The organism is Streptomyces sp. NPDC051217, from assembly GCF_044455465.1.
Taxonomy (GTDB): Bacteria; Actinomycetota; Actinomycetes; order Streptomycetales; family Streptomycetaceae; genus Streptomyces.
This window is the reverse complement of sequence record NZ_JBITEV010000025.1, coordinates 1-22,701: the sequence shown is the minus strand read 5'-3', so window position 1 is coordinate 22,701 and position 22,701 is coordinate 1. Positions and strand designations below refer to the sequence as shown.

The 22,701-nt window shown below is 67.1% G+C and carries 15 protein-coding genes and 4 pseudogenes; 10 read left to right on the top strand and 9 right to left on the bottom strand.

The window, feature by feature from the left end; genetic code table 11:
• Positions 1–48: 48 nt before the first annotated feature.
• Entirely contained in the window at positions 49–1,476 is a 1,428-nt protein-coding gene (locus ACIBBB_RS34825) for a sensor histidine kinase (protein ID WP_398989250.1), read from the bottom strand.
• Complete coding sequence (locus ACIBBB_RS34820) at positions 1,473–2,159, bottom strand: winged helix-turn-helix domain-containing protein (RefSeq protein WP_398989248.1); 687 nt, start codon at positions 2,157–2,159, stop codon at positions 1,473–1,475. The genes ACIBBB_RS34825 and ACIBBB_RS34820 overlap by 4 nt, the downstream gene beginning before the upstream one ends.
• A 177-nt stretch (positions 2,160–2,336) precedes the next feature.
• Here ACIBBB_RS34820 and ACIBBB_RS34815 point away from each other — a divergent pair, with 177 nt between their 5' ends.
• Both ACIBBB_RS34815 and ACIBBB_RS34810 read left to right on the top strand, forming a co-directional pair.
• Positions 2,337–3,272: a hypothetical protein gene (locus ACIBBB_RS34815; protein WP_398989246.1), complete on the top strand. Its 936-nt coding sequence runs from the start codon at positions 2,337–2,339 to the stop codon at positions 3,270–3,272.
• A 47-nt stretch (positions 3,273–3,319) separates the two neighbouring features.
• The gene (locus tag ACIBBB_RS34810; RefSeq protein ID WP_398989244.1) at positions 3,320–3,778 is read left to right on the top strand and encodes a hypothetical protein; all 459 of its coding nucleotides are present in this window, start codon (positions 3,320–3,322) and stop codon (positions 3,776–3,778) included.
• A 367-nt stretch (positions 3,779–4,145) separates the two neighbouring features.
• On the opposite strand, the gene ACIBBB_RS34805 is transcribed toward ACIBBB_RS34810, so the two are convergent.
• Positions 4,146–4,442, bottom strand: a complete 297-nt coding sequence (locus tag ACIBBB_RS34805; RefSeq protein WP_398989242.1) for a hypothetical protein — start codon at positions 4,440–4,442, stop codon at positions 4,146–4,148.
• A 175-nt stretch (positions 4,443–4,617) separates the two neighbouring features.
• Positions 4,618–4,914 carry a histidine phosphatase family protein gene (locus ACIBBB_RS34800; RefSeq protein ID WP_398989240.1) on the bottom strand — a complete coding sequence of 99 codons (297 nt, stop codon included), beginning with the start codon at positions 4,912–4,914 and terminating at the stop codon, positions 4,618–4,620.
• Between the two features lie 829 nt (positions 4,915–5,743).
• On the opposite strand from ACIBBB_RS34800, the gene ACIBBB_RS34795 reads away from it, so the two are divergent.
• Positions 5,744–6,325 carry a hypothetical protein gene (locus tag ACIBBB_RS34795; protein ID WP_398989238.1) on the top strand — a complete coding sequence of 194 codons (582 nt, stop codon included), beginning with the start codon at positions 5,744–5,746 and terminating at the stop codon, positions 6,323–6,325.
• A gap of 196 nt (positions 6,326–6,521) precedes the next feature.
• Here the strand turns inward: ACIBBB_RS34795 and ACIBBB_RS34790 are convergent.
• Together ACIBBB_RS34790 and ACIBBB_RS34785 are read right to left on the bottom strand one after the other, a co-directional pair.
• Positions 6,522–6,938: pseudogene (locus ACIBBB_RS34790) on the bottom strand (bifunctional DNA primase/polymerase); the annotation flags it as partial.
• Positions 6,939–8,315: 1,377 nt separating this feature from the next.
• Positions 8,316–11,177: a Z1 domain-containing protein gene (locus ACIBBB_RS34785; protein ID WP_398989236.1), complete on the bottom strand. Its 2,862-nt coding sequence runs from the start codon at positions 11,175–11,177 to the stop codon at positions 8,316–8,318.
• 333 nt (positions 11,178–11,510) lie between these two features.
• Between ACIBBB_RS34785 and ACIBBB_RS34780 the strand changes: the two genes are divergently transcribed.
• From ACIBBB_RS34780 to ACIBBB_RS34760, 5 genes and pseudogenes are all read left to right on the top strand, one after another.
• Entirely contained in the window at positions 11,511–11,666 is a 156-nt protein-coding gene (locus ACIBBB_RS34780) for a hypothetical protein (RefSeq protein ID WP_398989235.1), read from the top strand.
• Positions 11,667–12,195: 529 nt separating this feature from the next.
• Positions 12,196–12,397: pseudogene (locus ACIBBB_RS34775) on the top strand (XRE family transcriptional regulator); the annotation flags it as partial.
• Between the two features lie 74 nt (positions 12,398–12,471).
• Positions 12,472–12,774 (top strand): annotated as a pseudogene (locus ACIBBB_RS34770) (transposase); the annotation flags it as partial.
• A 607-nt stretch (positions 12,775–13,381) separates the two neighbouring features.
• Complete coding sequence (ltrA, locus tag ACIBBB_RS34765) at positions 13,382–14,908, top strand: group II intron reverse transcriptase/maturase (RefSeq protein WP_398989233.1); 1,527 nt, start codon at positions 13,382–13,384, stop codon at positions 14,906–14,908.
• 64 nt (positions 14,909–14,972) lie between these two features.
• Positions 14,973–15,980, top strand: coding sequence for an IS701 family transposase (locus ACIBBB_RS34760; protein ID WP_398989231.1), 1,008 nt, complete (start codon positions 14,973–14,975; stop codon positions 15,978–15,980).
• Between the two features lie 67 nt (positions 15,981–16,047).
• Here the strand turns inward: ACIBBB_RS34760 and ACIBBB_RS34755 are convergent, their stop codons facing one another.
• The gene (locus ACIBBB_RS34755; protein WP_398989229.1) at positions 16,048–16,770 is read right to left on the bottom strand and encodes a hypothetical protein; all 723 of its coding nucleotides are present in this window, start codon (positions 16,768–16,770) and stop codon (positions 16,048–16,050) included.
• 202 nt (positions 16,771–16,972) lie between these two features.
• Here ACIBBB_RS34755 and ACIBBB_RS34750 point away from each other — a divergent pair.
• Positions 16,973–17,221 (top strand): annotated as a pseudogene (locus ACIBBB_RS34750) (restriction endonuclease); the annotation flags it as partial.
• Positions 17,222–17,370: 149 nt separating this feature from the next.
• On the opposite strand, the gene ACIBBB_RS34745 reads toward ACIBBB_RS34750, so the two are convergent.
• Positions 17,371–18,615: a hypothetical protein gene (locus ACIBBB_RS34745; RefSeq protein ID WP_398989227.1), complete on the bottom strand. Its 1,245-nt coding sequence runs from the start codon at positions 18,613–18,615 to the stop codon at positions 17,371–17,373.
• A 699-nt stretch (positions 18,616–19,314) separates the two neighbouring features.
• Here ACIBBB_RS34745 and ACIBBB_RS34740 point away from each other — a divergent pair.
• Positions 19,315–19,539: a hypothetical protein gene (locus tag ACIBBB_RS34740; RefSeq protein ID WP_398989225.1), complete on the top strand. Its 225-nt coding sequence runs from the start codon at positions 19,315–19,317 to the stop codon at positions 19,537–19,539.
• 191 nt (positions 19,540–19,730) lie between these two features.
• Here ACIBBB_RS34740 and ACIBBB_RS34735 read toward each other — a convergent pair whose 3' ends face one another.
• Entirely contained in the window at positions 19,731–22,127 is a 2,397-nt protein-coding gene (locus ACIBBB_RS34735) for a Helicase associated domain protein (protein ID WP_398989224.1), read from the bottom strand.
• Positions 22,128–22,701: the final 574 nt, after the last annotated feature.

Here is a 22,701-nt window from a genome sequence, read left to right as displayed (position 1 = left end):
GTCAGTCCTCGCAGAAAATCTGTTTACAGTCGCAGTTTGACAACGAGATTAGGAATCGTGGAGGGGGAGGCGGAGGACGAAGTGGGCACCGGCCGGTGAGGGGGTGACGGTGATGGTGCCGTGGTGTGTGGCGACGACGCGTCTGGCGATGGCGAGTCCGAGGCCGGAGCCGTCCCTGTCGCCGGTGTCGCGTGTGCGTGAGTGGTCGAGCCGGGTGAAGCGGTCGAAGATCCGTTGGTGGTCCTTGGCGGGGATGGGAGGTCCGTCGTTGACGACATCGATGACGGCTTCGTGGCGCTGGGTGTCGCGGGTCAGAGTGATGGTGATGGTGCTTTTGGCGTGCCGTTCCGCGTTGTCGAGGAGGTTGCCCAGGACTCGGGAGAGGAGTGCCTGCCGACCACTGACCGTGTACGGGTCGGGGCTGATCCGGGTTTCCACGGCAAGGTGGGGCGGGGGGCGGCGGCGGGCGGTCTCGTCGCGGACGAGGTCGGCGAGGTCGATGGTCTTGTGTACGGGCCGGTCGGCCTCCTCGATGTCGAGCCGGGCAAGGAGCAGCAGGTCGTCGGTGAGGTTCTCCAAGCGGACGGTGTCGTTGTGCGCTTCGCGGACGGTGCGGCCCAGGGGGGTCAGGTGGGGTTTGCTGAGGGCGAGTTCGAGGGTGAAGCGCAGGGTGGCGAGGGGTGTGCGGAGTTCGTGGGAGGCGTCGGCGACGAACTGGCGGTGGCGGTCGATGGCGGTCTGCAAGGTGTCGAGGGTGGAGTTCATGGTCGCGGCCAGCCGGGCGACTTCGGTGCCTTCGCGTGGTGGTGTGATGCGCCGGTCGAGGTGATGGGCGGTGAGTTCCGCGAATTCAACGCGGATGGCTTCGACGGGGCGTAGCGCTCTGCCGATGGTGTACCAGATGCTGGCGGCGATTAGGGCGGAGAGACCGAGGACGCCGCCGGTCAGGGACCATATGGCGGTGTTGACGCGGGCCTGGCTCTTCTCCATCGAGTAGACCATGACGACGTATCCGGGGAATTGGAGATAGGCGTTGGCGTGCCGGATGGGGGTGGTGCCGTGGAGCGGGTCGGTGAAGGGGTTCAGGGAGAGCGTTCCGTGGCTGGTGAGGGAGTCGAACATGGACGGGCGTCCGGGCAGTGAGGCTTTGACCAGGCTGAGGTCGTAGCGGACGGCGCAGAATCTGGTCTGCCGGTCTCCCGTGGGCATCGGAGAGGTCGACTCGCAGTCCGGCACCGGTTTGCCGCGGTAGGAGACCTGCTGCTTCTCCTCGATGAACACACGCCGCCATGGCTCTTGGTCGGCGCCGCGTTCCCGGGCGTCCTGTAGGACGGACGCGCGTACGGCGATCGCGACGCCCACCCCGCCCGCGGACAGAAGCACCAGGGAGGTCAGCGCGGCAAGCAGGGTCAGCCGTGTCCTGATGGCCGAGGGCCGCAGCCGGCGGAGAAGGTGCCCCAGGCCGGCCGGTCTCACTGCGGTAACCCTTCGGCGGCGTCCAGTCGATAGCCGGAGCCCCGGACGGTGTGGATGGTGCGCCGCTGGAAGGGCGTGTCCAGTTTGCGGCGCAGGGCGCTGATGTAGACCTCCACGATGTTCACGTCGCCGTCGTAGCGGTCGTCCCAGACGTGATCGAGCACGTCGGTCTTGGAGACCGTCTCGCCGCCCCGGCGGGCGAGGAGTTCGAGGACGGCGAACTCGGTCGCGGTGAGGGGGACGTGCGTGTCGCCCCGCTGGCAGCGGCGGGAGGCCGGGTCGATCTCCAGGTCGCCTATCCGCATGACGGCGGGCCGCTCGGGCCGGCCCCGGCGGATCAGGGCACGCAGGCGCGCGGCGAGCGCGACGAAGGAGAAAGGCTTGATGACGTAGTCGTCGGCACCGGTGTCGAGACCCTCGGCCTGGTCGTACTCGCCGTCCTTGGCGGTGAGCATCAGAACCGGCGCCCACACCCCGGCCTCGCGCAGTCGCGCGCACACCCGGTACCCGTCCAGCCCGGGCAGCAGCACATCGAGCACGATCGCGTCGTAGGGGTTCTCCAGACCCAGCTCCACGCCGCGCACACCGTTGTGGGCCACGTCGACCGCGTAGCCCTCGTCGACCAGTCCCATGCGCAACAGGTCCGCCATCCGCCGATCGTCCTCGACCACCAGAATCCGCATCCCGCCAGCATTCCGGCGAGCGCCGCGAGGCGATACCTGATTTGGCGTCAATCACCTTCAGGTTCTCCACAGGTACGTCGTGCCACTGTCATTCCCACGCCGCCCCGGCCGAGGGGACAGGCGGGAAGAGCTCCCGGGGGCGCGGTCTCACGGGGTCCATGTGGGGGAGGAAGGAACATGACAGACCGTGGGGCGGCGACCGTTGGGCGCCGTCGTGCCGTGGTGGCGGCCCTGCTGGCCGTCGGTCTCGTGGGCGCCTGCCAGAGCAGCACCGGCTCTCCGCGCCCGGACCGCCCGGATACCGGGACCGGCATCACCCTCACGCAGGGTCTCACCGAGCAGGAGAAGGACCTGCTCCACGAGGCTGAGCAGAAGCTGACGCAGTCGTGCATGCGGGAGCGGGGTTTCCGTATGTGGATCACCCCGCGCTGGCCGATTCCGCAGGATCGCGATTTCCCTTACGGCGTCCACGACGCCCGGTGGGCCTCCGTACACGGTTACGGGTCCGCTTTCATCGCCCAGCGCGAAACGCTGCGGACCTCCGACCCCAACCGGCGGTATTTCTCTTCGCTGTCCGCGGCCGACCGGCAGCGGGCGGTCGACGCACTGCACGGGAGAAAAACCGCCGAACGCCTGGAAGTCGTCACCCCGGGCGGCGTGAGCGTGGGCCGCTTCGACGACGGCTGCACCGCCCAGGCGCAGCGCACGCTCTACGGCGACCTCAACGCCTGGTTCACCGCCAGCACACTCGCACAAGCCCTCGACGAACAGCGCCGCCGGCAGGTCGTCAACGACAAGGCGTTCACCAAGGCGGTCACCACTTGGTCGCACTGCATGAGAACCAGGGGTTTTGCCTACGACTCGCCCGACCAGGCACGCGCCGCCTTCATGGACAACAGCCGGGCTGGGACGGCGCCGGGGAGGAAGGAGATCCGCACGGCCACCGCCGAGGCGCGATGCGCGGACCTCACGGGGCTCTCATCCACCACACGCCGCCTCGACGAACGGTACGGCGAGCAGACCCGCAAAGCTCACCCGTCCGTGTACCGGACGAAGTCGCAGCTGGAACACGACGCCCTCACCCGGGCCCGCACCCTCGCGGGCACCGCCTGACGCGCACCACTCCACCATCACCACACCACCCGAGAAGGAGACAGCACATGACGAAACTCGGCCAGCTCATCGCCGCGACCGGGCTCACCGCCCTCTCGCTCCTCGTCAGCACCGGCACCGTCCAGGCCGCCGCACCGCTCAAGCCCGCCGGCCCCACCCAGGCCGCCGCACCGGACGGCTACCTCTACGCCTGGGTGAACGCCAACAGGGGCGGAACCATGTGCCGCTGGTATGAGGACGACGCCAACTGGAACACGTGCGAGAACAACTCCTCGATCAGCATGCGCAACAGGGCCAGCTCCCTGGAGAACCGCGGGTACGCCGGGGCCTACGAGGACGTCGACCTCTTCTACTCCCCCGGCCAGGAGGGATCACGCAACTGCCTGCCGAACGGGCGCTACCTCAACAACCTGACGGGCATCTACTTCCTGTGGGACGGCCAGCCGGGCCAGGGCCAGTCGATGAACGACAACATCGCCAGCCACGAGTGGTCCAACAGGTGCTGAGAACCCAATTGGGCCCCTGAAGAGCAGTCGACGGGGCTGACCACAGCGCGGCCGGCTGGCTTTCGCGACCTGAATCCCCAGCGTCGTGGAGCCTGACCGGCGGCCACTGCATGGCCTTCGTAGCGATGCCGCTCGATGCCGCCCCCCGACCCTCGGCTCGGGGGGCGGACCCGTACCCGCACACGACTGATGTCGCTGACAGCGTGTTCGGACCGCAGTCCGTGTGCCCCTGGCTCACGGCGGCCAGCACGTCGGCATTCTGCTGGTGGGGTTCATGCAACTGGTCACCGTGTTCCTTCGGGAGAGCGCGATTCCGATCACCTGCCTGCTGCTGCCGGTGGCCGGCAGCTGCCCCTCGGTGTTGGGCTCACGCGCCGGTCTCGCTGACGAGGTGGTCACGGACCGTCTGGGCGAGGGCGTGGGCGCGCTGGTGGGTTTCGGTGTCGTCCAGACGTAGTTGAAGCTGGGTGCGGTTGAGATCTGCTTGGTAGTGCGCCAGTTGCTCGGCTGTCGGGCCGTCGGCTTCACGCAGCGCGGCAGAGACCTCCGCTACGGCCGCCCGGAGGTCGGCGAGGGCCGCCTCGTATGGCTGGTCGCCGTACAGCCCGCCGGGAACGGGCCGGACGTGCCCGAGAACCGGGTCGGTGGGGGAGTGGTCGTTCATGCGGGTGTCCCTTCCATAAGGTCCGGCGAGATGAGGTGGGAGGTCTCACCCCAGGCAGACAGGTGCAGTTGGTGACCGTCACCGCTCCAGGACGAAACCGACGCGTTCGGGACGGGCGGCAGCCGATCGGGCGCGGTGGCGCCGATTCCCGAGAGGACGTGGCGCAGGGCGATGATCACGCCATCGTGCGCCACGACCAGGCCCCCCCGGGGGCGGCACGGCCCAGGTCGGAGACGAACTGCCCGACCCGTAGGGCGACGTCGGTGAACGCCTCACCGCCAGGCGGCCGGTAGCACCACTCGCCCAGCAATTCGCGGCGGGCCGCCTCCTCGGGGGACCGGGCGTGCAGAGCGGCAGGCGGGTGCAGTTCGAAGACGCCCATCTCCCAGTCGCGAAGCCGCTCGTCGACCAGCACCTTCAACCGCGCCTTGCCGAGGTCGGCAGCGGAGTTGGTCAGTGGCGTGTCTCCCACCACAGGATCAGCACCGTAACGGCGCCGCTGCCCAGCTGGTAGGCGACGCCCTGCGCGAAGTGACGGTAGACACTACGTCTACGACCGCCGACCCATTTCCGCAGATGAACCCGGGCGGCAGCCCTCCATTTGTCTACCGGACGTGGATGCTCAGGTTGCGAATTCGCGTTAGGCTCCGTCATGGAGTTCCTTTCGTCGCATGCGTTCGGGACACCGCGCAAGGAGCCCTCCCAACCTGAGGCGACCAAACCTGTTGGGATGCAGGGCTCCTTCCGCGTTCCAGGAGTCTATCGGCGGCCGTTTCTCGCGCTTAACTCCCGCTCTCAGCGGAGCACTTGAACCCATTGAAAACCCAGAATTTACTTAGAGGACAGTTGTAGAGGCGGGAAGAAAACCCCAGGTCAGAGCGCTTCGAATGATGTGATGCGCGTCACTCTGATCGGATTGGGGGCGGATTGGGGTCGAGAGGACATCGTTGCGTACGTATCCTTCCCTCCGTCTGGTTCCGGTCACTGCGGTGGAGTGAGGATGAGTGAGTCCTTCCGAGGTATTCCGAGAAGTTCCGAGTCACATCGGGCTGAAAGTCACTCCTGGTCTGAGGCTTCACGGCCCAGCCTTCATCCATGTGAAACGCCTCGTCCCAGGAAGCTTCAATGCCGGGCACGAGGCGTTTACGTGCGGACTACATAACAGCCCCAGGTCCGCATCCACCTGTCGAACCAGTCGGCGCGCGCCGCCGACCGCGCCGCGGCCGACTCCTACTCCGGCCGGCTGCGCGAGCTGCTCGCACTGACCCCGGACACGCCTCGCTTCCACCGGGGGCACGACCATGCACCTGCGAGCCGACCGGCTCATCCGGATCGCCCACGAGCGCGTACAGGACCAGGGCGCGCTGGAGGGCTACGAGGAAATCGTGGCCGGACTAACCGCGGCGCGTGCCTGGCACCAGTTCATCTACCGCGAGCAGGCCACCGGCACGGCGCTGGAGTACGTGCAGAACTTGAGCCCCTGGGGGTTCTGCCAGTTCCTCGGAGAACTCGTCGTGGCCGATCCGGCGACCAACCATGAGCAGGACCGGTACTTCTGCGACCTGGCCACAGGCATCGACTCGGCGGCCCGCCCCGCCGCATTCGCGACCACCACCTCTGTCGAGCCGAAGTCCGAGCCGGGTAGGACCGTCGCTCCGGACGCTTACGACAAGGCTCTCGCGAAGGCGGCGATGGTCGGCGTGAGGAATGCCGACAACGCCAGCCTGATGGCCGGCTTCTGCGACGGCGCCCTGCAGCTCGCGGTGGGCGCGGTATCGCCGCGACTGGTGTGGGAGGGCGCGCAGCGACGCGGCATGACCGCGAAGGAACTGTGCCGCCTGGCCGGCAAGGACCCGCTGGCTGTCGCCGGACTCATGTGGTGACACCGCCGCCTGGAGCAACCCCAGTACGGCGTCGTCGACATGGACCCCGCCAGCATCGAGCTGTGGAGATCGAGGCATGCCCCCAGCTGGTAGCCGGCCCGAACCCATGCCGAAACCCCGGCCGTGCGCCGGGGATTCGGCGTGCGGCACCTCATGTCATCTGCCACGAGAACGTCAGTTGTTCTGCCGTGAGATGCACTCGCAGCGTCGCCTCGTCGTCCGCAGGGCTTTGCTGGCCGCGGAGTGCCGCGAGCAGAGCGAGCGTGTCGAATCCTGAGGCCAGGCCCGCCAGGTTGACGCTCTCATGAATGGGAATGCCGGGCAGGAGGCGGTTCCGGTCGGGCACTTGCGCGCTGTGCGTGTCGATGTCCAGAACGAGGAGACCTGCCGGGCCACAGGAGACTCCGACGCCGAACGCGGGGTTGTTTTCCCACCAGGCGTCCAGGAGCGCGGGGTTCGTGGTCGCGGCGTGGAATCCATGGCACCACCTGCCCGCGGGCTTGCAGGGGCAGTCCCGGTGGCCGTGGGGGTTATCCCGGCACGGATAGCAGTTCGCGGCGGGGGTCTTGCGGCCTGGAGCGAGCGGATGGACTGGCCAGCCGTTCGCGGCGCATCAGCGGGCGATGTCGTGAGGGCTCGAGGTTCCTCCCAGCGAGGGGAGGCTGGTCTCACCATGACGCGGCACGCTGATTGTCCTACCCGAGGGGCTGACAGCTTTTGTTCAGTCCCTTGCGGAAAAACGCCTGCTCACAGCGTTGCATTTGCCGGGCAAGGGACTGAAGGGACTGAGTTTTCCAATACCGCCAGACCCTACATCAGGCAGTCGGGCGCAGACGTAGCCCTTTGGCTTCTTCAGTCCCTTCAGTCCCTTCAGTCCCTTTGCCACCTGGGGAGTTGGGGTCGATGTCCGTTTCCATTCCAGTTTGGTCACCTCAGCCGTCCAGGTGTGTCGCAGCTTGCCCGGCGGGACGGGTCGGAGGGACTCAAGGGCTTCAGGGCACCTTGGTCTCTCGTCAGTCCCTGTGTAAAACAGCAGGTCACCATGAAGGTCTCGGCCCATCGAGGGACTGAAGGGACCGAATATCTCTGTTATGAACCGCTCACGTAGAACGTCTTTGTCTTGTGCGCGCGCATACACACGCACCCGTGATCAACGGAACTGGATTTTTCGGTCCCTTCAGTCCCTCTAGTCCCTTGCTACGGGGACTCAGACAGTCCTGAGCTGGCATTTTGCGCGAAGGCAAGCCAAGGGACTCAATGAGGGGCCGGCCGCCGTGCCCGCGAGGCCCGCAGCCAGGGCAAGCCCCGCGCATTCGCGGCCCGTAGTTCGCTCCCGGGCGGCTACGAATCGCGGCAGCCCGCGAGCCCGGATCTTCATTGGGACGCCCAGCTTGGTGGCTGCGCATCTGTCTGTCGCGAGCGGCAGGGACCGATCGCCCCGTCTTATCCGAGTGCCCTGGCCACGGCCTCGCCGACGGCTGCTCGCCGGGGTATGACTCCGCCCGGTGGAGTTCGGAACCATTGTCCAGCGTCCAGTCGGAGGAGAGCGCCCCGTACGGGTCGGCAAAGAGCGGCGCGAGATCGAGCGCCGCAGTTACCAGGTCGTCGCGGTCAGCGAAGTTCACTCAGCGCTGGGCGGCACCGCCTTGGCGTCGGTGAGGCGGTCGTAAACCACCGTACGCGGCCCCCGCGGGGAAGCAGCAGCGGAAGCTCCCGCGTCAGCCGGTGGGCAGACTGGAAAGCTGCCACGGAGCCCAGCGAGTGACGGACGATTGCAACCGTCTCAGGACCAGCCTGGGGCGGCGATGCGGGATTGGACCTCGGCGCGCAGGCCTCCTCAGTGAGGTAACGGGTGACACGGCTCAGTGCCCGCTTCATAGTTGGCCAGGATTTTGACGCGGGCCAGACTGGGGGTCTGGCTGCGCCGTGCTGGCGTCCTACCGCCGACTCAGGGATCGACGGGGTACCTCCGGCTCAAACGCCAGTCGCATCAAGGGCTGAGTACGGAACGGAAGCGAAGCAACGGGCCCTCCTCTTTCTCTGGGGTGTAGACGCCGACCCCAAAGACGATCTGCGACGGGTCCGCCTCCCGCTCCTTGACGGAGCCGTCCTCCCCTTCGTGAATGGGGTACAGGAGCACCGCCCCCAGGAGCGGCAACGCTCCGTCAGTCCGACCCACTGCGGCCTCGACCGCAGACTCGTGCGACGGCTTCGTGATCCTGCCGAAGCTGTCCCCCCGGCTGGCCCGACGCGCTTGGCGGAAGAGGGGTAGCGATTCAAAGCCGAGTACCGATGCCGTGGGTCCGTCACCAGCGGGTTGCGGCACGACCAGCAGCCACTGGCCCCCGGGCTCCCGTCCCAGCTGCTCCAGGTAGGCGAGGTGCGGGCGCAGCTGCGGTCCGGTGCCCTCCAGCTCGGAGAAGACATGCATCAGGCGGGCGTGCGCGACCAGGCCGGTGCGGGCGCGGAGGGAGGTGGATCGCCCGCTGAGCACGCGGGGCTTCGCCAGAACGTCCAGCAGTGGCCGCCACTGCTGGACGTTGCGGGCTTTTGCTGCCGCGTCCACGGGGTGGGCGAGCGGCTCGATCCACCGGCCGGGTGAGCGGATCTCGACCAGTTCGGCGTTGAAGAGAGCGTTCCGTCGCTGCTCCGGGTCCACCGCGCCCAGGTGTTGCGCGAGCAGCGAGGGCACTTGGGCGGGCGTGAGCTGTGACCTGCCGTCGACTTCGACGGCGTAGCGCGCCAGGTCCTCCTGGAACGAGAGCTGGTCGCGGAAGATCGCCGCGAAGGCGTGGAAAAGGCCCCCGTCGGCATCGGTCGGGACCCGCGCGAAGTAGAGCCGCATCAGGTCCCGGTAGCCGATACGGAAGCCGGCCCAGCGTCCCATCCCGGCCAGAACCACCGAGCTATCGGTGCGGGGCCCCTGGTAGATGACGGTCAGACCCTCGACGGTGCCGCCGTTGGAGAGCCGAGAGCCGCAGACGAGGATCTTCCAGATGTGCCGCCGCGTGAAGTCCAGCTCGTACCTGCTGTGTTCGTCGTGCGTGGATCCGCTCTCGATCACGACGGCGTTGCCGTCGGAGTCGATCCGCGACCATGCAGCAACGACGTACGGTACGAGCTCGTCGAAGGACTCGGGGACGGGCAGCCCGTCGGCTCGCTCGCAGGAAACGGGCTCGACGTCCCTTTCGTACAGCTCGCGGAGCCGTCCGAGACCGTCGGCCCGGTCGTAGGAGCCCTCGTACCAGAGGCGGCGCAAGCGCGCTGCCTGTTCCCGCTTCCGAATGACGCGATCCGAAGAGTTAACGATCATGGTGTGGTGGCGATAGTCGGTTGGTGCTTCGCCCCCGCCACGCGTGGCCCGGTACAGCTTCACCGCGCCGGTCAGCACGAACATGTCCATCGCCTGCTGTTCGCCCTGGTTATCGTCCTCGTCACGGAGCACGAGGTTGCGGACGTGTGCTTTCTCCGGGGAGTTGGCGAAGGTACGCTGCTCCTCCGGGACGTCCGAGTCGATGTCGTGGAAGTCCTCCACACCCACGTAGCCGGCGGGGCGCGGCAGGGAAACGATGAAGTCCCTCGGGAACAGGTCCTCCAGGGCGGCTGGGTCCATGAGGGTGCCGACGAAGGGTGACGTGGCGTAGGCGATGTACTGCGCCCTGGGCAAGAGGCCCAGCAGTTCCGCCATGGCGACCTGGACGGACGTGAGGCCCACCTTCCCAGCTCCGGTCGCCTTCCTGTGGGTGTTCACGACGCCCGGATCCCACTCAGTGCCATCGTCGATGATCAGCGTGGGGATCTCCGCCAGCGGCGTTTGGATGCTCTGCAGGTCCTTTTCCAGCCTGGACAAGATGGTCTTGTTCTTCTTCACGACCATGAGCCGTACGGCCGTGGCGTGCAGGTTCTCAGGACCGTTCAGCGGCAGCTGGGGCATCCGCTTCTCGAACTCGAGCGCGGCGAGGCTCTGGCGCAGGCTGGCGTAGTCGTTGTCGCGCGTCGTCAGACGGACAATGTCGAACGAACCTTCCGAGGCGGGATGTCGGCCGTGCCGCAGGAACCCGTCCGTCTTGAACCAGTCGGGATCGTCCCCGTACTCGGAGTCGTCGGACTCGTCTGCGCCGCGCAAGATGTTCTCCCGCCCCACCAGATCGCGGTCGAGGGTCCGTTGCCGCTGGTACCGCAGCGTGTTGCTCGGCCCCGTCAGTACGATGACCAGGCGGTAGCCCGCATCGACCGCCTTCGCCACGGTGCCGGTGATGTGGGCGCTCGAGCCGGATCCCACGGGCGTGATCACCAAGCCCTTGGCTTGGTATGCCTCCGCCGCGCTCGGGTCGGCCAGCTTCTCCACCACCTGGTCCGTCGCCTCGTCCAGGTCTGCCATCCTCGGGTCCGCCCACCCCCGCTGCCTCAGGAGGTCGGCGTAGGCGGGCCAGTACCACTCCCGATCGGGCCGTGCCTCCGGGTCGTACCAGCGGGCGAACGGCGACCGGATCACCACGGGCCTGTGGCCGTCTTGGAGTCCGGCCTCGGAGAGTAGCTTCCTGATGCGCCGCGCCAGCTGATCGCGCTCCTGCTCGACCCGTGCCAGCTCCCGCTCGCGTTGGTGCAGCCGGTGGCGCAGGGAGTCCAACTCGGCTGCGGTGCCGTCCGCGTCTGCGGCGGCCCGGCTGTCCTCCAGCTCGCGCAGGCGCTTCTCCAGTTCGCGCCTGCTGCGCTCAAGGAGCCGGATGCGGCTCGCCGGATCCATGCGGCTCTCTTCGTCCTTGCGGAACAGCGCCCACACCCGGGCGGTCTCCTTCTCAGACAATGGCGGCCGAGGGGGCTCGCCCGCGTCGTGGAGGAGATTCTTCACGAAATCCTCCTGCGCCGGCCGCTCGCCACTGAGCGCACGGCTTACGGAGCTGGCGGCGCGCGCTTCCTTGTCCGCGTAAGTCCGCAGGGGCAACTCAAGCCTCTGGAACAACTCGCGCAGAGCAAGGGCGAGTTCCCGGCGCTCCGGGCTCGCATCCGGGTGAAGCCGGCCAAGGGCGCTGGCCCCGCTTCGGCGTCTACTGGTCGTCACTGTCCCAGTGTCGGCTACCACTTGGCGCTGTCAGACTGTTGCGCAGGAATTGGCAACGCGTTGCGCATCATTGGCAACTGTTGCGCGCTGCGCACGACCCTCCGTACACCGCAAGCTCGCAGCATGACCCAGACGGCTCCCGATGCCCCCCAGCGCAACACCTCCCGCCTACGCCGCGCCGCCGCGGTCGCGATCCTCGGCTTCATCGGCGGAATCGCCACGGGCCTGGGCCGCACCGCAGGAGCGGAGATCCCGAACTGGCTCCAACTGCTGCTCTAACAGCGCAGCGGCGGCCGGCGGCAGTGCGTGCAGCTGGCGGTCCTGCTGTGGGATGCCATGGACAGCCGCGCCTGGGGCGACGCCGCCCAGTTGCATCCCGCCGATCTGGTCCGTGTCCTGGGCGTGTTCGCATCCCGGGTACCCACCCCTCAGGTTCCACCGCGGTGACCGGTCTGGAGCTCATGACGGCGTTGCGGCCGCCGACCCGGCCGGTCAAGGATGAGGCGACCGGCGCGTGGGTGTCCGGTCCGAACCCGGGCGCACTGGCCTGGCCGACCGATCCCGCGCCGCCAGGAGGCCCCGCCCGAGCATCCGGTCGCGCACGGCTGGGAGGGCGGCTTCCTGGATGAGGAGGCCTACCGGTGGGTGCGCGACCCGCAACTGCTGTCCGATGAGGAGCTTTTACTGCCCTGGGCGGTGGGCATCGATATCAACACGGCCTTCCTCGCCGCTGCGGCCCGCCTCACCGTCGGCCTGTCCGGGCCGGTCCACGTCACGGCGCCGGTGTTCGACAAGAAGATTCCCGGACCGGCGCCGCAAGCAGGCTGCGACCACGACCGGGATCACTGTGGAGGCCCGCCCGCTTTGGATACACCACGCCCGTCGGCACCACCGACGACGGCCGCACACGGCGCATCACCGTCCACCTCCAGGCCGACTACGCCCGGCGCCTGTTCGACGCACAGCGGGGCATCGGTGCCCAGCGCCCCAACGAGGTCATCGCCGAAGGCATCTAGTAGGGCTTGGTCGGGTTCAGTCGCTGGTGGCGTGTCCGTTTGATGGGGTGGGCCGTTGACCTGTTGTGATGGGTGGGGAGTTGGCCGCGGTCCGGTGTGATCTGGAGGATTTCGCGGCGGAGGTGTTCGAGCCGTTCGCGCGGGTGGATCAGCGCCGTTGGGGCGGGGTCTATCTGCGGGGACTGCTGCTGGAGGGGCGGCGCAAGTCGGTGGAGCCGATGGCCGCCCGGCTGGGCGAGGACGGCAACCGGCAGGCTCTGGCCCACTTCATCACCTCCAGTCCGTGGGATGCCGCGCATGTGCGGGCCCGGCTGGCGTGGCGGATGCAGCAGGTGATCAAACCGACTGCGCTGATCATTGATGACACCGGGTGTGCGCCACGAGGCGCTGAGGAATCGAGCGGGAGGGAGAACCCGCCGCTGGTCATCGCAGTGACTGGCTGAAGCTGGAGGCAGGCGGAACCCTGGGTTGGGGGTGAAGCTGGAAGCGGCCTCGACAACGTAGGGGCGAACCGAGACCACCAGATGGTTCGTGCCCGCAAGCGAAGACGGAATGGGTGCAAGGAAACTGAACCGGTGGTTGAAGCCCCGTGAGTCGTCAGCGGTCTGCCAAATCTGGTGGATGGACCGCGCCGCAGTGCTGGAGAGTGCTCTATCCGGTGGCCTCTCCTCTCCCGACGTCCTTAGCTTGTGGCACGTCGGGAGGCCCGGACCAATCCTGCGATATGCGGTCCGTGGCGATGCTGCCGGGGTAAAGCCGGGCACCGAAGCCGTCGCAAAGATTCTCAGTGAACGTGGGAAGCGATCTGGCATCGCCCTCCCCGTCCGGCAGCCGGCCGGGCGGCGGGCAGGCGCAATGCCCGCTGATGACGCCAGATCGTGGCGGAGTCGCCGTAGTACTCAGAGGCCGGGAAAGCCGGTCACACGGGAAAGGGCGACAGCGTGATAGCAGCAAGACTGCTGTCGGGGAGGAACGTTGTTGAATAACGACGTGCCGTCGACAACAACTTGGCCGGGCAGTATGACGGCTGAGCGACGGGTACTCGATCACCAGATCAAGCTGCACCGATGGGCAAGGACCGAACCAGATCGCCGGTTCGATGATGTATTCAACTTGATCTGTGATCGGGCCACATTATTGGTGGCCTGGGAACGGGTGTCTGGCAACCGGGGTGCCAGGACAGCGGGCGTGGATGGGGTCACCCGTTACCACGTCGAGGAACGTCATGGATTGATTCCGTTCCTGGAGGAGCTTCGCTCTTCGCTCAAGGACGGGTCCTTCACGGCGCTTCCGGTCAAGCAGGCGGTGATTCCCAAGAAGAACGGAAAGGTTCGTTACTTGGGCATCCCGACTCTGCGCGACCGGGTGGCGCAGATGGCCCTCAAGCTGGTCCTGGAACCGATCTTCGAGGTCGATTTCTATCCATCCAGTTACGGATACCGGCCTGGACGTCGGGCTCAGGATGCCATCGCCGAGATCCACCACTTCACCAGTAAGCCGTCGAACTACGAGTGGGTCATCGAGGGCGACATCAAGGCTTGCTTCGACAACGTCGATCACCACGTCCTGATGGACCTGGTGGCCGAGCGCGTCAAGGACCGCAAGGTTCTGCGGCTGGTCAGCGCGTTTCTGCGGACCGGAGTTGTCGAATTGCAGGGTGGATTCGCGGAATCCCTCACCGGAACTCCGCAAGGAGGAGTCGCCTCACCGCTGTTGGCGAACATCTATCTCTCCGTCCTGGACCGGCATTTCTCACGGATCTGGGACATCGAGATGACCCCGGCCTGGCGTCGGCAGCATCGGCGTCGCAAGGGGCTGCCGAACTTCCGGCTGGTGCGTTACGCCGATGACTTCGTGGTGCTTGTGCACGGCACGAAGGAAGAGGCCGAAGCACTGAAGACGGAGATCGGTGTGCTGCTGGCCAACAGGTTGAAGATGACCCTTTCTGACGAGAAGACCCACATCACACACATCGACGACGCGTTCGTCTTCCTGGGCTTCCACATCCAGCGCAGGCTCTGGGGCGGAGGTCGTCGTGTTGTGCTCACCATTCCGTCCAAGCAGGCTTTGGCATCGGTGATGCACAAGATCAAGAAGCTGACGGGGCGTGGTATGACCTCGCTGTCGTTGGAGGAGGTGCTGCGGGCGGTCAACCCGGTTCTTCGGGGCTGGGCAGCCTATTTCCGCTACGGCGTCTCGAAGAAGACGTTCTCGTACCTCGGTTGGCACGCGTGGCGGAGAATGAATCTCTGGATTCGCCGCAAGCACCCCCGCATGACCTGGAAACAGATGCGACGCCGATATTTCCCAGCGGACAGCATCGCAGAGGGCGGGATCGTTCTCTACAACCCGGCGAAGATGAAGGTCGAACGCTACCGCTTCCGCGGAGCGCAGATCAGCACGCCCTACAACATCGACGAGGTCGATCCACGCGGGGCTCGCTTCCGCCGGACCAGCCACGACGATGTGGCCTTCGTCGGCCAGGTCAGTGAATACCTCGCCTGACCCATCGGATCACGTGGAGAGCCGGATGCTCGGCCAACGGGCACGTCCGGTTCGGCGGGCGGGGATGAGAAAACCGACACCCGAGAGGGTGCACGGCGTCCCGTCCCCGACCCAACTCCTCAAGGACGGTGACGCCTCGGCGTGCGTGACGCGGCAGTACACCGGCACCGCGGGCAAGGACACCAACTGCCAGGCCGGGGTGTCCTTGCACCTGGCATCGGACCGTGCGTCGGCGGTCATCGACTGGCGTCTGTTCCTGCCCGAGAGCTGGGATCCCGCCTCGCCGAAGGCCGATCCCGCCAAGGTGGCCCGTCGTGGGCCGTGCGGCATCCCCGCCGAGGTGGGCCATGTCGAGAAGTGGCAGCTGGCGCTGGACATGATCGACGAGACCCGGTCGTGGGGTATCGATGTCCCGCTCGCCGTGGCCGACGGCGGTTACGGCGATACGGCCGCTTTCCGGCTGGGCCTGGAAGAACGCGGGCTCGACTACGTGGTGGGCATCTCGACCACGACGACCGCGCAGCCGGAAGGGGCGCGGCCGCACATCCCGCCCTACGGCGGTCGCGGCCCCCGGCCCCAGCCCGGCTACCCCGAGCCGGCGCAGACGGTGAAGAAGCTGGTCGTCGAGGCCGGCAGGCAGGCCGCGAAGCCGGTGCAGTGGCGGGAAGGATCCCGTCCTGGCAGCGGCCGCAGCGGCTTCAAGCGCATGTACTCCCGCTTCGTGGCCCTGCGGATCAGGCCCGCCGGATGCGAGATCCGCAAAGCCTGCGACGGCCAGGAGCTGCCGGTGCGCTGGCTGCTGGCCGAATGGCCCGCCACCGAGCCCGAACCTGTCCAGTTCTGGCTGTCCAGCCTGCCCGCCGACACGGCGCTGGCCACCCTCGTGCGCACCGCGAAGCTCCGCCGAATCGAGCACGACTACCGCGAGATGAAGCAGGCCCTGGGCCTGGCCCACTTCGAAGGCCGCACCTGGAGAGGTTGGCACCACCACGTCACCCTCGTCTCCGTCGCACACGCCTTCTGCACCCTCCAGAGACTCACCCGGTCCCCAAAAGAGACGGCGCCGGCCTGAGCCTCTACCAAGTCGCCCGCGAACTGCAGTTACTCCTCGCGGTCTGGACCGGCGCCTGCCCCACCTGTCACCGCGACATGCCAGAACCGATACCGACCTGACCAAGCCCTACTAGTCCTCTCCGGCGGATCTTCACCTGGTTCATACCCACGACGGCTCTAATGCGGCCAAGCTCCACGTCACGAATCTGGTCGTCTTCCCAATCGTCGACAAGCTCGGTCAGAACTGCGACGTCGCCCAGAATCAGGTCCTCATCCGGCGTACGCCCCGCCTCCAGCCGCTGGCCCACCAGGCCCTGGAGGAACTGCACCAAAGCGTCCTTGATTTCGTCGCTCGGAGCCTCCAGGACGAAGAGCGTTCTCTGAAGCGCGTGCAAAGGCACCATGTGCGGCTTCGGGCGGTTCCAGCCCTTGAAGGCCTCGTAGACATCTGCGTCCGCACCCACGATCACGAAGGAGTCGATGTCGTTGTCGGCGGCCCGCAGGACCTGCCGGATCCAGGCGCTGTCGGCGGCACCCGTCTTGACGTCACTCTTCTTCTTGGCGGGCGGACGTATCTGCACCTGGTCACGGAGTGCCTCTACTGCCAGATCACCGTCAAGGGCGATGATCCGGACTGACGGCGCAAGGCTCCGAACGGATGTGTCCACGGCGGCCATTACCTCCGCACGCGAGTAGTACAGATCGTCGGAGGGAATCCTCAGCCCGGCCGCCTGCATCGATTTCCTGGCCCGATTCGTACTCGCCCGCCAAGCCTCCACGATGCGGCGGCGTGTTCCGCGATCTCCCACAGCACCGGCTCCGCCACCCAGACCTCGAACTCATCGTCCAAGGCTCGCTGCGCCCACTCCCGCAGAAGGTCCAAGTCAAGCCCACCGCGGGGATAAGGAGTTCGTGTCAAAGACGATCGCGCGCAGACCGTGACGGACCGACTCGGGGAGCGGCGGGTGTTCGCGGGAAGCCATGGGTCAGACGGTATCCGAGCAGATGAACGAGCAGATCGCCCTCCAGCTGACCGGGCATGCCCGCGCGGTCGCCGTCAACGGCCGGCACCATGCCGCCGCCCTGCCGAAGAGCGACGGCCGCGGCGCCCTCGCCGAAGTCGTCCTCCGCGAAACCGACGGCCGCCTGTCCGCACCACTGGAGCGCACCGCCCGCTGCGCCCAGAACCGCGCCCGGCTCGTACGGGCCATCTACACGCGGCTGGACCGCCTCACAGAGCCCTTCCCGGCCGTCACGTAGCCCGCCGGGGGACCGGGCCCAAGATCTCAAGGCTTACACGCACTCCAGTGCGACGCCACCGCCTTCGGGCCCCCAGCATCGCACTTGAGTGCGTGTAGGGCCTGGGCCGCACACCGCGCCCGAGGTCCTGCCGGGCTCATGGACGTGCCTTACTTGGGCAGGGCCTTGCCGAGGACGTCGAGGATGGAGGTCCTCGCGGCAGACTCGGGCGGCAGGGCAAGGCCGAGCACGGCTGTGACGACGAGGGTGACGCGCAGCCCGTTCACCAAAGCGGGTGCCTGCTCCACCCCAGGTATCCACGGCAGCGCGATGGCCGCGGCGAGGAGAACGACCGGGGGCCACAGCGCGACCGCTGTCCTGCGCAGTCGGGAGAGAGCGGTCACCGGCTCCGCGGCTGCAGTCAGGGCGTCCCAGTCGTCGTCGATCAGCGCGATCACCCCGGACCACAGGGACTGGGCGACCAGGTCGAAGGAAGCCGGGCCGCTGGCCCGAGCTATCGGGATGCGGTGCTGCCGGATGACGGCGGCCAGCCGAAGCACGTCGGCCCGCGCGAGCTCGCGCCCGCCGGGAAACGGCCGGGCGGGCACTGCGGTCTCTGCCCGGCGGGCGGCGTTCTTCAAAGCGCGTTCCACTGCCTTCCGCGAATTCGGCAGGAACCAGGTATCGCGGTGGGCATGTGTCACGGCGCAGGCGTCGACCAGGGCGAGAAGCAGGGGATCATAGGGCCGCATGATGGGCCGGATCACCCACCCGAGCAGGACAGAGACCGTCACGAAGCAGACTGCGATGGCCAGGCCAATCCCCAACATGATCAGCACCACGAAGGCGATCTTCGCGGCCGTTCTCGCCAGGATCTCGCTGGCGGTGGACCACTGCCCCCCGTGGACACCTCCCGAGACAGCGAAGAGGATCAGCGAGACGGCAACGACACAGAGGGCGAGGCTGTGGACGAAGGCCACTCGCCCGGCACGCACGGCCCGCGCGCCGCTCGGCAAAGGACCCAGCAGAAATACGAGCGACAGGACGAGTACGACGGCGAAAAGGAGGCCGAAGCCGATGTAGAACAGCGCGGAGTAGTGTCCGGGGGCGTCATTCGTCTCGATGACGTGGGAGAGCCAGGAGAAAGGGAAGAACAATTCGACCACTGGGGAGGCCGTCAGCTTGCGGATGATCCAGGGAAGCGCGGCGGCGACCAGGAGCGGACCCATCCAGCCGATCGGCTCCCACGTACTGGTGACCGCCTCGTGAATGGCCCGGCGGGCCGCGGCCCGGCCGGCCTCCTTGCCGACGAGGGCGGTCTCTTCCGCAGTCAACGCGGAGCCGCAGGAGCTCGCGACCCGTTCACGGTATTGCACGGCCTGGGCACGGACGAGCGCGACGGACGGCTGACTCACAACTACTCCTCCAAGGCGTACAAGCGCGAGACCCTCAGCACTATGCCCGCCCGCCCCTGACCCGTCTGCTCCATCTCCGCGCCACACCAAGGCCGTTGGGGGTGGTGCAGCCCTGACCATCCATGTCAAAAGAGGCTGGCGCCTGACACCGCGTGAGGGGGCCACGCCGACTCCGACATGCCCCCCACACACACAGCACTCGAGGTCCGTCCGATCGCCTACGCGGCTGCCCATTGCAGTCCGAGGGCGGCCAGCTGCTGGAGTTTGTGGGTGGTGAGTTTGTCCCGGCGGCTCTTGCTGTTGCTGAGGAACACTCCGAGCTTTACCTCGCTTCCGTCCTGCGGCGTGCCGTAGGGGAATTCCGCAGCGCCAGCAGCCCGTAGGACTCTCCGTGTGAGGGGGTTGGTTGGGGTGGTCGGCGCCGGTGCGTTTCAACGACGGATCGTCCATTATCACGGACTGCCTGGTTGAACCGTGATGTTGAGGCGTTCCGGCCTGGGAGCCGTGCGGTGTGCTTGGCTAGTGGAAGTAGGCGCAGGTGCTGATGAGCCGACATGTCGTCGATCCTGTTGTGATCCGTTAACCACGACCCGGACTCCTACGCCAAACGGCCGCCTGCGGATGCCCTGGCTCCCGCCTGACCCTCCTGAGCTGTACCTGAGCTTTGCTGTCGGCGCGGAACTCAGTTCTGACCATTTTGTGGTCGAACTGAGCAATATCCGTCGCTGGTTCGACCTCTGTCACGAAGGTGTCGAATCGGTGGATGCCCTGACGATGTGGATCTTGGGTACTGCGGGCGCTGTGAGCGTCCTCTTGTTTACAGTGCGCGGCCTCTTGGACCAGCTTCCCGAAGTCTTCGAAGCCTGGCATCGAGCCAGACGGGCGATCCGTGATCGAGCTGGTGATGACGACCGGCTCTCCTGAGGTCTCGCGCCCGGCTCGTACGGGCCCTCTACGAACAGCTGGACAGCCTTACAGAACCCCTCCCGGCCGCCACATAGCCCGAGGGGGAGCGGCCCGGGATCCCAGTGCCTACACGCACTCCAGTGCGATGCCGCAGGCCCGGGACAGCGAAGGCCCCCCACAGACACAGCACTCGAGGTCCGTCCGATCGCCTACGCCGCTGCCCAATCGAGTCCGAGGGCGGCCAGTTGCGCGAGTTTGTCGGTGGTGAGCTTGGCGCGGCGTCCCTTCTGGTTCATGATCCACACTCCGAGTTTGACCGCAGGGCCGCCTTCTAACTGCTCCACGTGGCCTCTGGGGACGGTCACGGAGCCCGTGCGGGTTTTGTACTGCGCGAGGGCTGCTACGCCCTTCTCGAAGGCGCTCAGGGGCGCTGTGGACGGCTTCGCGGGTACTTCCAACTCGGGGGCGGGCGGGACGATGCCGAGCTGTTCCAGGCGCTCGCGCTGCCCGTCGTGAAGGGCCTGCCAGACCGACCGGGTGCGCTGCCGGGCCAGCCACTTCCCGATGTCCATGCCGTGGACGGTGAAGCCGGGCAGGACCTCCGAGGCACCAGCCTGGCTTTCTTCGTCGGCCATCAGCTCGCGCAGCGCGGCGTAGTGCCGCTGCCACTCCGCCGGCCACGACGGGTTCCAGTCCTCGTCGATGTCCTTCAACGCCGTTTCCCATTCGGGGTGTTCGGCGAGCGCGCCGGGGCGGCGGAGGTTGGACAGCCACTGCCCCACCGGCCGGTCCAGCATGGTCGCGGGCCGGGGCGCGCACAGCGTCCAGTGCTGGTCGTAGTACGCCTTCGCGGCCTCCAGGTTCTCCTGGAACCGCTCATCCACGAGGCTCCAGACCATGCCCAGCTTCTCCAGCCGCTTCGCGCGCTGGCCGGTCATCTGCCCCGCCCCGTACGCCCGTCGCTGTTCCGCGATCCACTGCCCGAGCGGGTACGCGCCCTCCTTGTGCCCGTACAGAACCCTGGCGTGAAGCTCACGCTCCGCGAACTTCTTGAGTGCCGCCCAGCCGCGGCCCCAGTCCTGGCGCTCAGTGTCGATCACGTTGAAGGACACCCAGTCCGCGACCATCACCGGGTCACGCGGAGCCGCAAAACGAAGCAGCAGACGAGACTCATCCTCGCCTTCCTCGGGCGGCGGACCGATGTACTCGGACGGCTGAGCGACGTCCTTCTGAGGCTCCTGCGGAATCGCGAGCAATTCGATTGCCTCTTCATCGTGAGCGCGCAGCCCCTCCAATACCTTCACCAAAGGCCGATACGATCCGGAGGTGAACATGTCCTCCGGCTTTTCTCCGGGCTGGAGGAATACCGGCACGATCAGAGAGGCGACTTTCCCTTGTCCGGGCTTTTGACGCAGCGCCCGGCCGATGGCCTGGACGATGTCGTGCGGAGCGCCCTTGGGGTCCAGCAGGGCCACGGAGTCCACGGCCCGGATGTCGACGCCCTCACCCAGGACACGGCAATTCGAGAGCACGGCCCGCAGCGCGGTGGACCCGAAGCCGCCCAGGACTCCCCGCCGGCGCTCGGGGACGTGCTCGCCGCACAGCCAGTCCGCCCAGATCGCCGCCGGGTACTTCTCGGGCTGGTCGGCGTGCAGCTTGGCCGCGACGCGCTCCAGGCCCTCCGCGTATGCCTGTGCCTCTATCGTCCGGTGGTGGAAGGTGATGCAGGTGCTGAGGTTGTGCTGCGCCATCGTGTGCAACAGCGCGGCCTGGAGCGCCCCGAGGCGCTCCCCGCGCACCTCTTCGGTGTGCCGCTCCTCGCCCATCAGCCGCTCGGGCGTGACGACCGGGTCGGACAGTTCCAGGACGATGATCTGGTACCGCGCAAGTAGCCCGCGCGAGACGGCAGACGCCAGCGAAAGCTTGTAGAGAACCGGCCCAAACACTGCCTCGTCGTCCATGGAAGCCGCCATCTCACGCGGCAGCGGGTCACGCACCCCCTCCGCGACCTCGCGGTTGAGGCGCTCCTCCCAGATCCGCGGCGTCGCCGTCAGATACAGCCGCCGGTACGCCGGGATAACGGCTTGGTCGTGGACATCCGCCCACGCCTTACCCATCGACCCTGACGTCCGGTGCGCCTCATCGACCACCGCGAGGTCCACCGGGGCCAACTGCTGCCCGTACACGCCCTCGAACGCCTCCGCCAGGACCCCCAGGGACGCGTAGGTGGCGTAGATGGTGACCGGCCCCTGACCGTGCCACAGCGCCAGCTGCACAGGGTTCGTGGTGGAGCGCACCCCCAGGCTCCACAGCTCCGGGTCGTCCCCGAGCGAACACACGGCAACCGCCGGCCCCTTGTGCCCGGCGTCGTGCCACGCCTTCACCGTCTGAGCCAAGAGGTCCAGCGTCGGCACCAGAACGAGAACGCGGCCCTTGGGCACCATGCGCTTCGCCGACGCCGCCGCAATGATGGTTTTTCCCGTTCCGCACGCGGCGTGCACCTGCCCACGAAGTCCATTCCAAGGAATACCACCCGGCGGAATATCGAAGCCCCGCACAATAGCGGCAACGGCCTCGATCTGATGGTCACGCAACTTCACGGCCATGCCCCGTGTTCTCCTTTTTGCGGAATGCGACGCGTAATCAGAAAGAGAATCCCAGCGCGAGGTGCGCGACGCTGGGGTTGTGGTGCTCGATCCCAGACTCTACACAGCAGCTATCCGTGATGCATCCCTCCCGCGCCAACTTCGCCCCCCCAGGGTGATGCATGACTCATTCTCACCCACGAGCAGCCGGTTGTCCTGTATGCTGGCGGGGCATCGGCGAGCTTGACCGGACAGTTTCGATGGTGGGGGAGAGGCCAGGGTGGAGCGCAGCGGAACCCTTCACTGCAGTGGGGCCGGCACTCCGTCAGACCGATGGCCCGTCACATCCGTTGCAGGGATGGTGGCCAGGAACCCCAAGCTCTACACAGGCCCGCACGCGATGCACCTCCCCTTGTAGCCAGCCCCGGTGATCGCGCTTGCGCGGTCGCCCCCCAATTCGCGCTTGCGCGAATTGCATTCGGTTAGGAATTCCGTTTACGGAATTCCATTCCGGCGCTTGCGCCGGAATCTGAATTGCGCTTGCGCAATTCATTCACTATGACGCGCGCCAGCGCGGCATATCCCGCTCCGCGGG

Bases quoted from the DNA above. Each gene is read 5' to 3' on its own strand.
- ACIBBB_RS34780 (WP_398989235.1), top strand. From the start codon at position 11,511: ATGACCCAGACGGCTCCCGATGCCCCCCAGCGCAACACCTCCCGCCTA.
- ACIBBB_RS34820 (WP_398989248.1), bottom strand. From the start codon at position 2,159: ATGCGGATTCTGGTGGTCGAGGACGATCGGCGGATGGCGGACCTGTTG.
- ACIBBB_RS34815 (WP_398989246.1), top strand. From the start codon at position 2,337: ATGACAGACCGTGGGGCGGCGACCGTTGGGCGCCGTCGTGCCGTGGTG.
- ACIBBB_RS34760 (WP_398989231.1), top strand. From the start codon at position 14,973: ATGAGAAAACCGACACCCGAGAGGGTGCACGGCGTCCCGTCCCCGACC.
- ACIBBB_RS34735 (WP_398989224.1), bottom strand. From the start codon at position 22,127: ATGGCCGTGAAGTTGCGTGACCATCAGATCGAGGCCGTTGCCGCTATT.
- ACIBBB_RS34795 (WP_398989238.1), top strand. From the start codon at position 5,744: ATGCACCTGCGAGCCGACCGGCTCATCCGGATCGCCCACGAGCGCGTA.
- ACIBBB_RS34810 (WP_398989244.1), top strand. From the start codon at position 3,320: ATGACGAAACTCGGCCAGCTCATCGCCGCGACCGGGCTCACCGCCCTC.
- ACIBBB_RS34805 (WP_398989242.1), bottom strand. From the start codon at position 4,442: ATGAACGACCACTCCCCCACCGACCCGGTTCTCGGGCACGTCCGGCCC.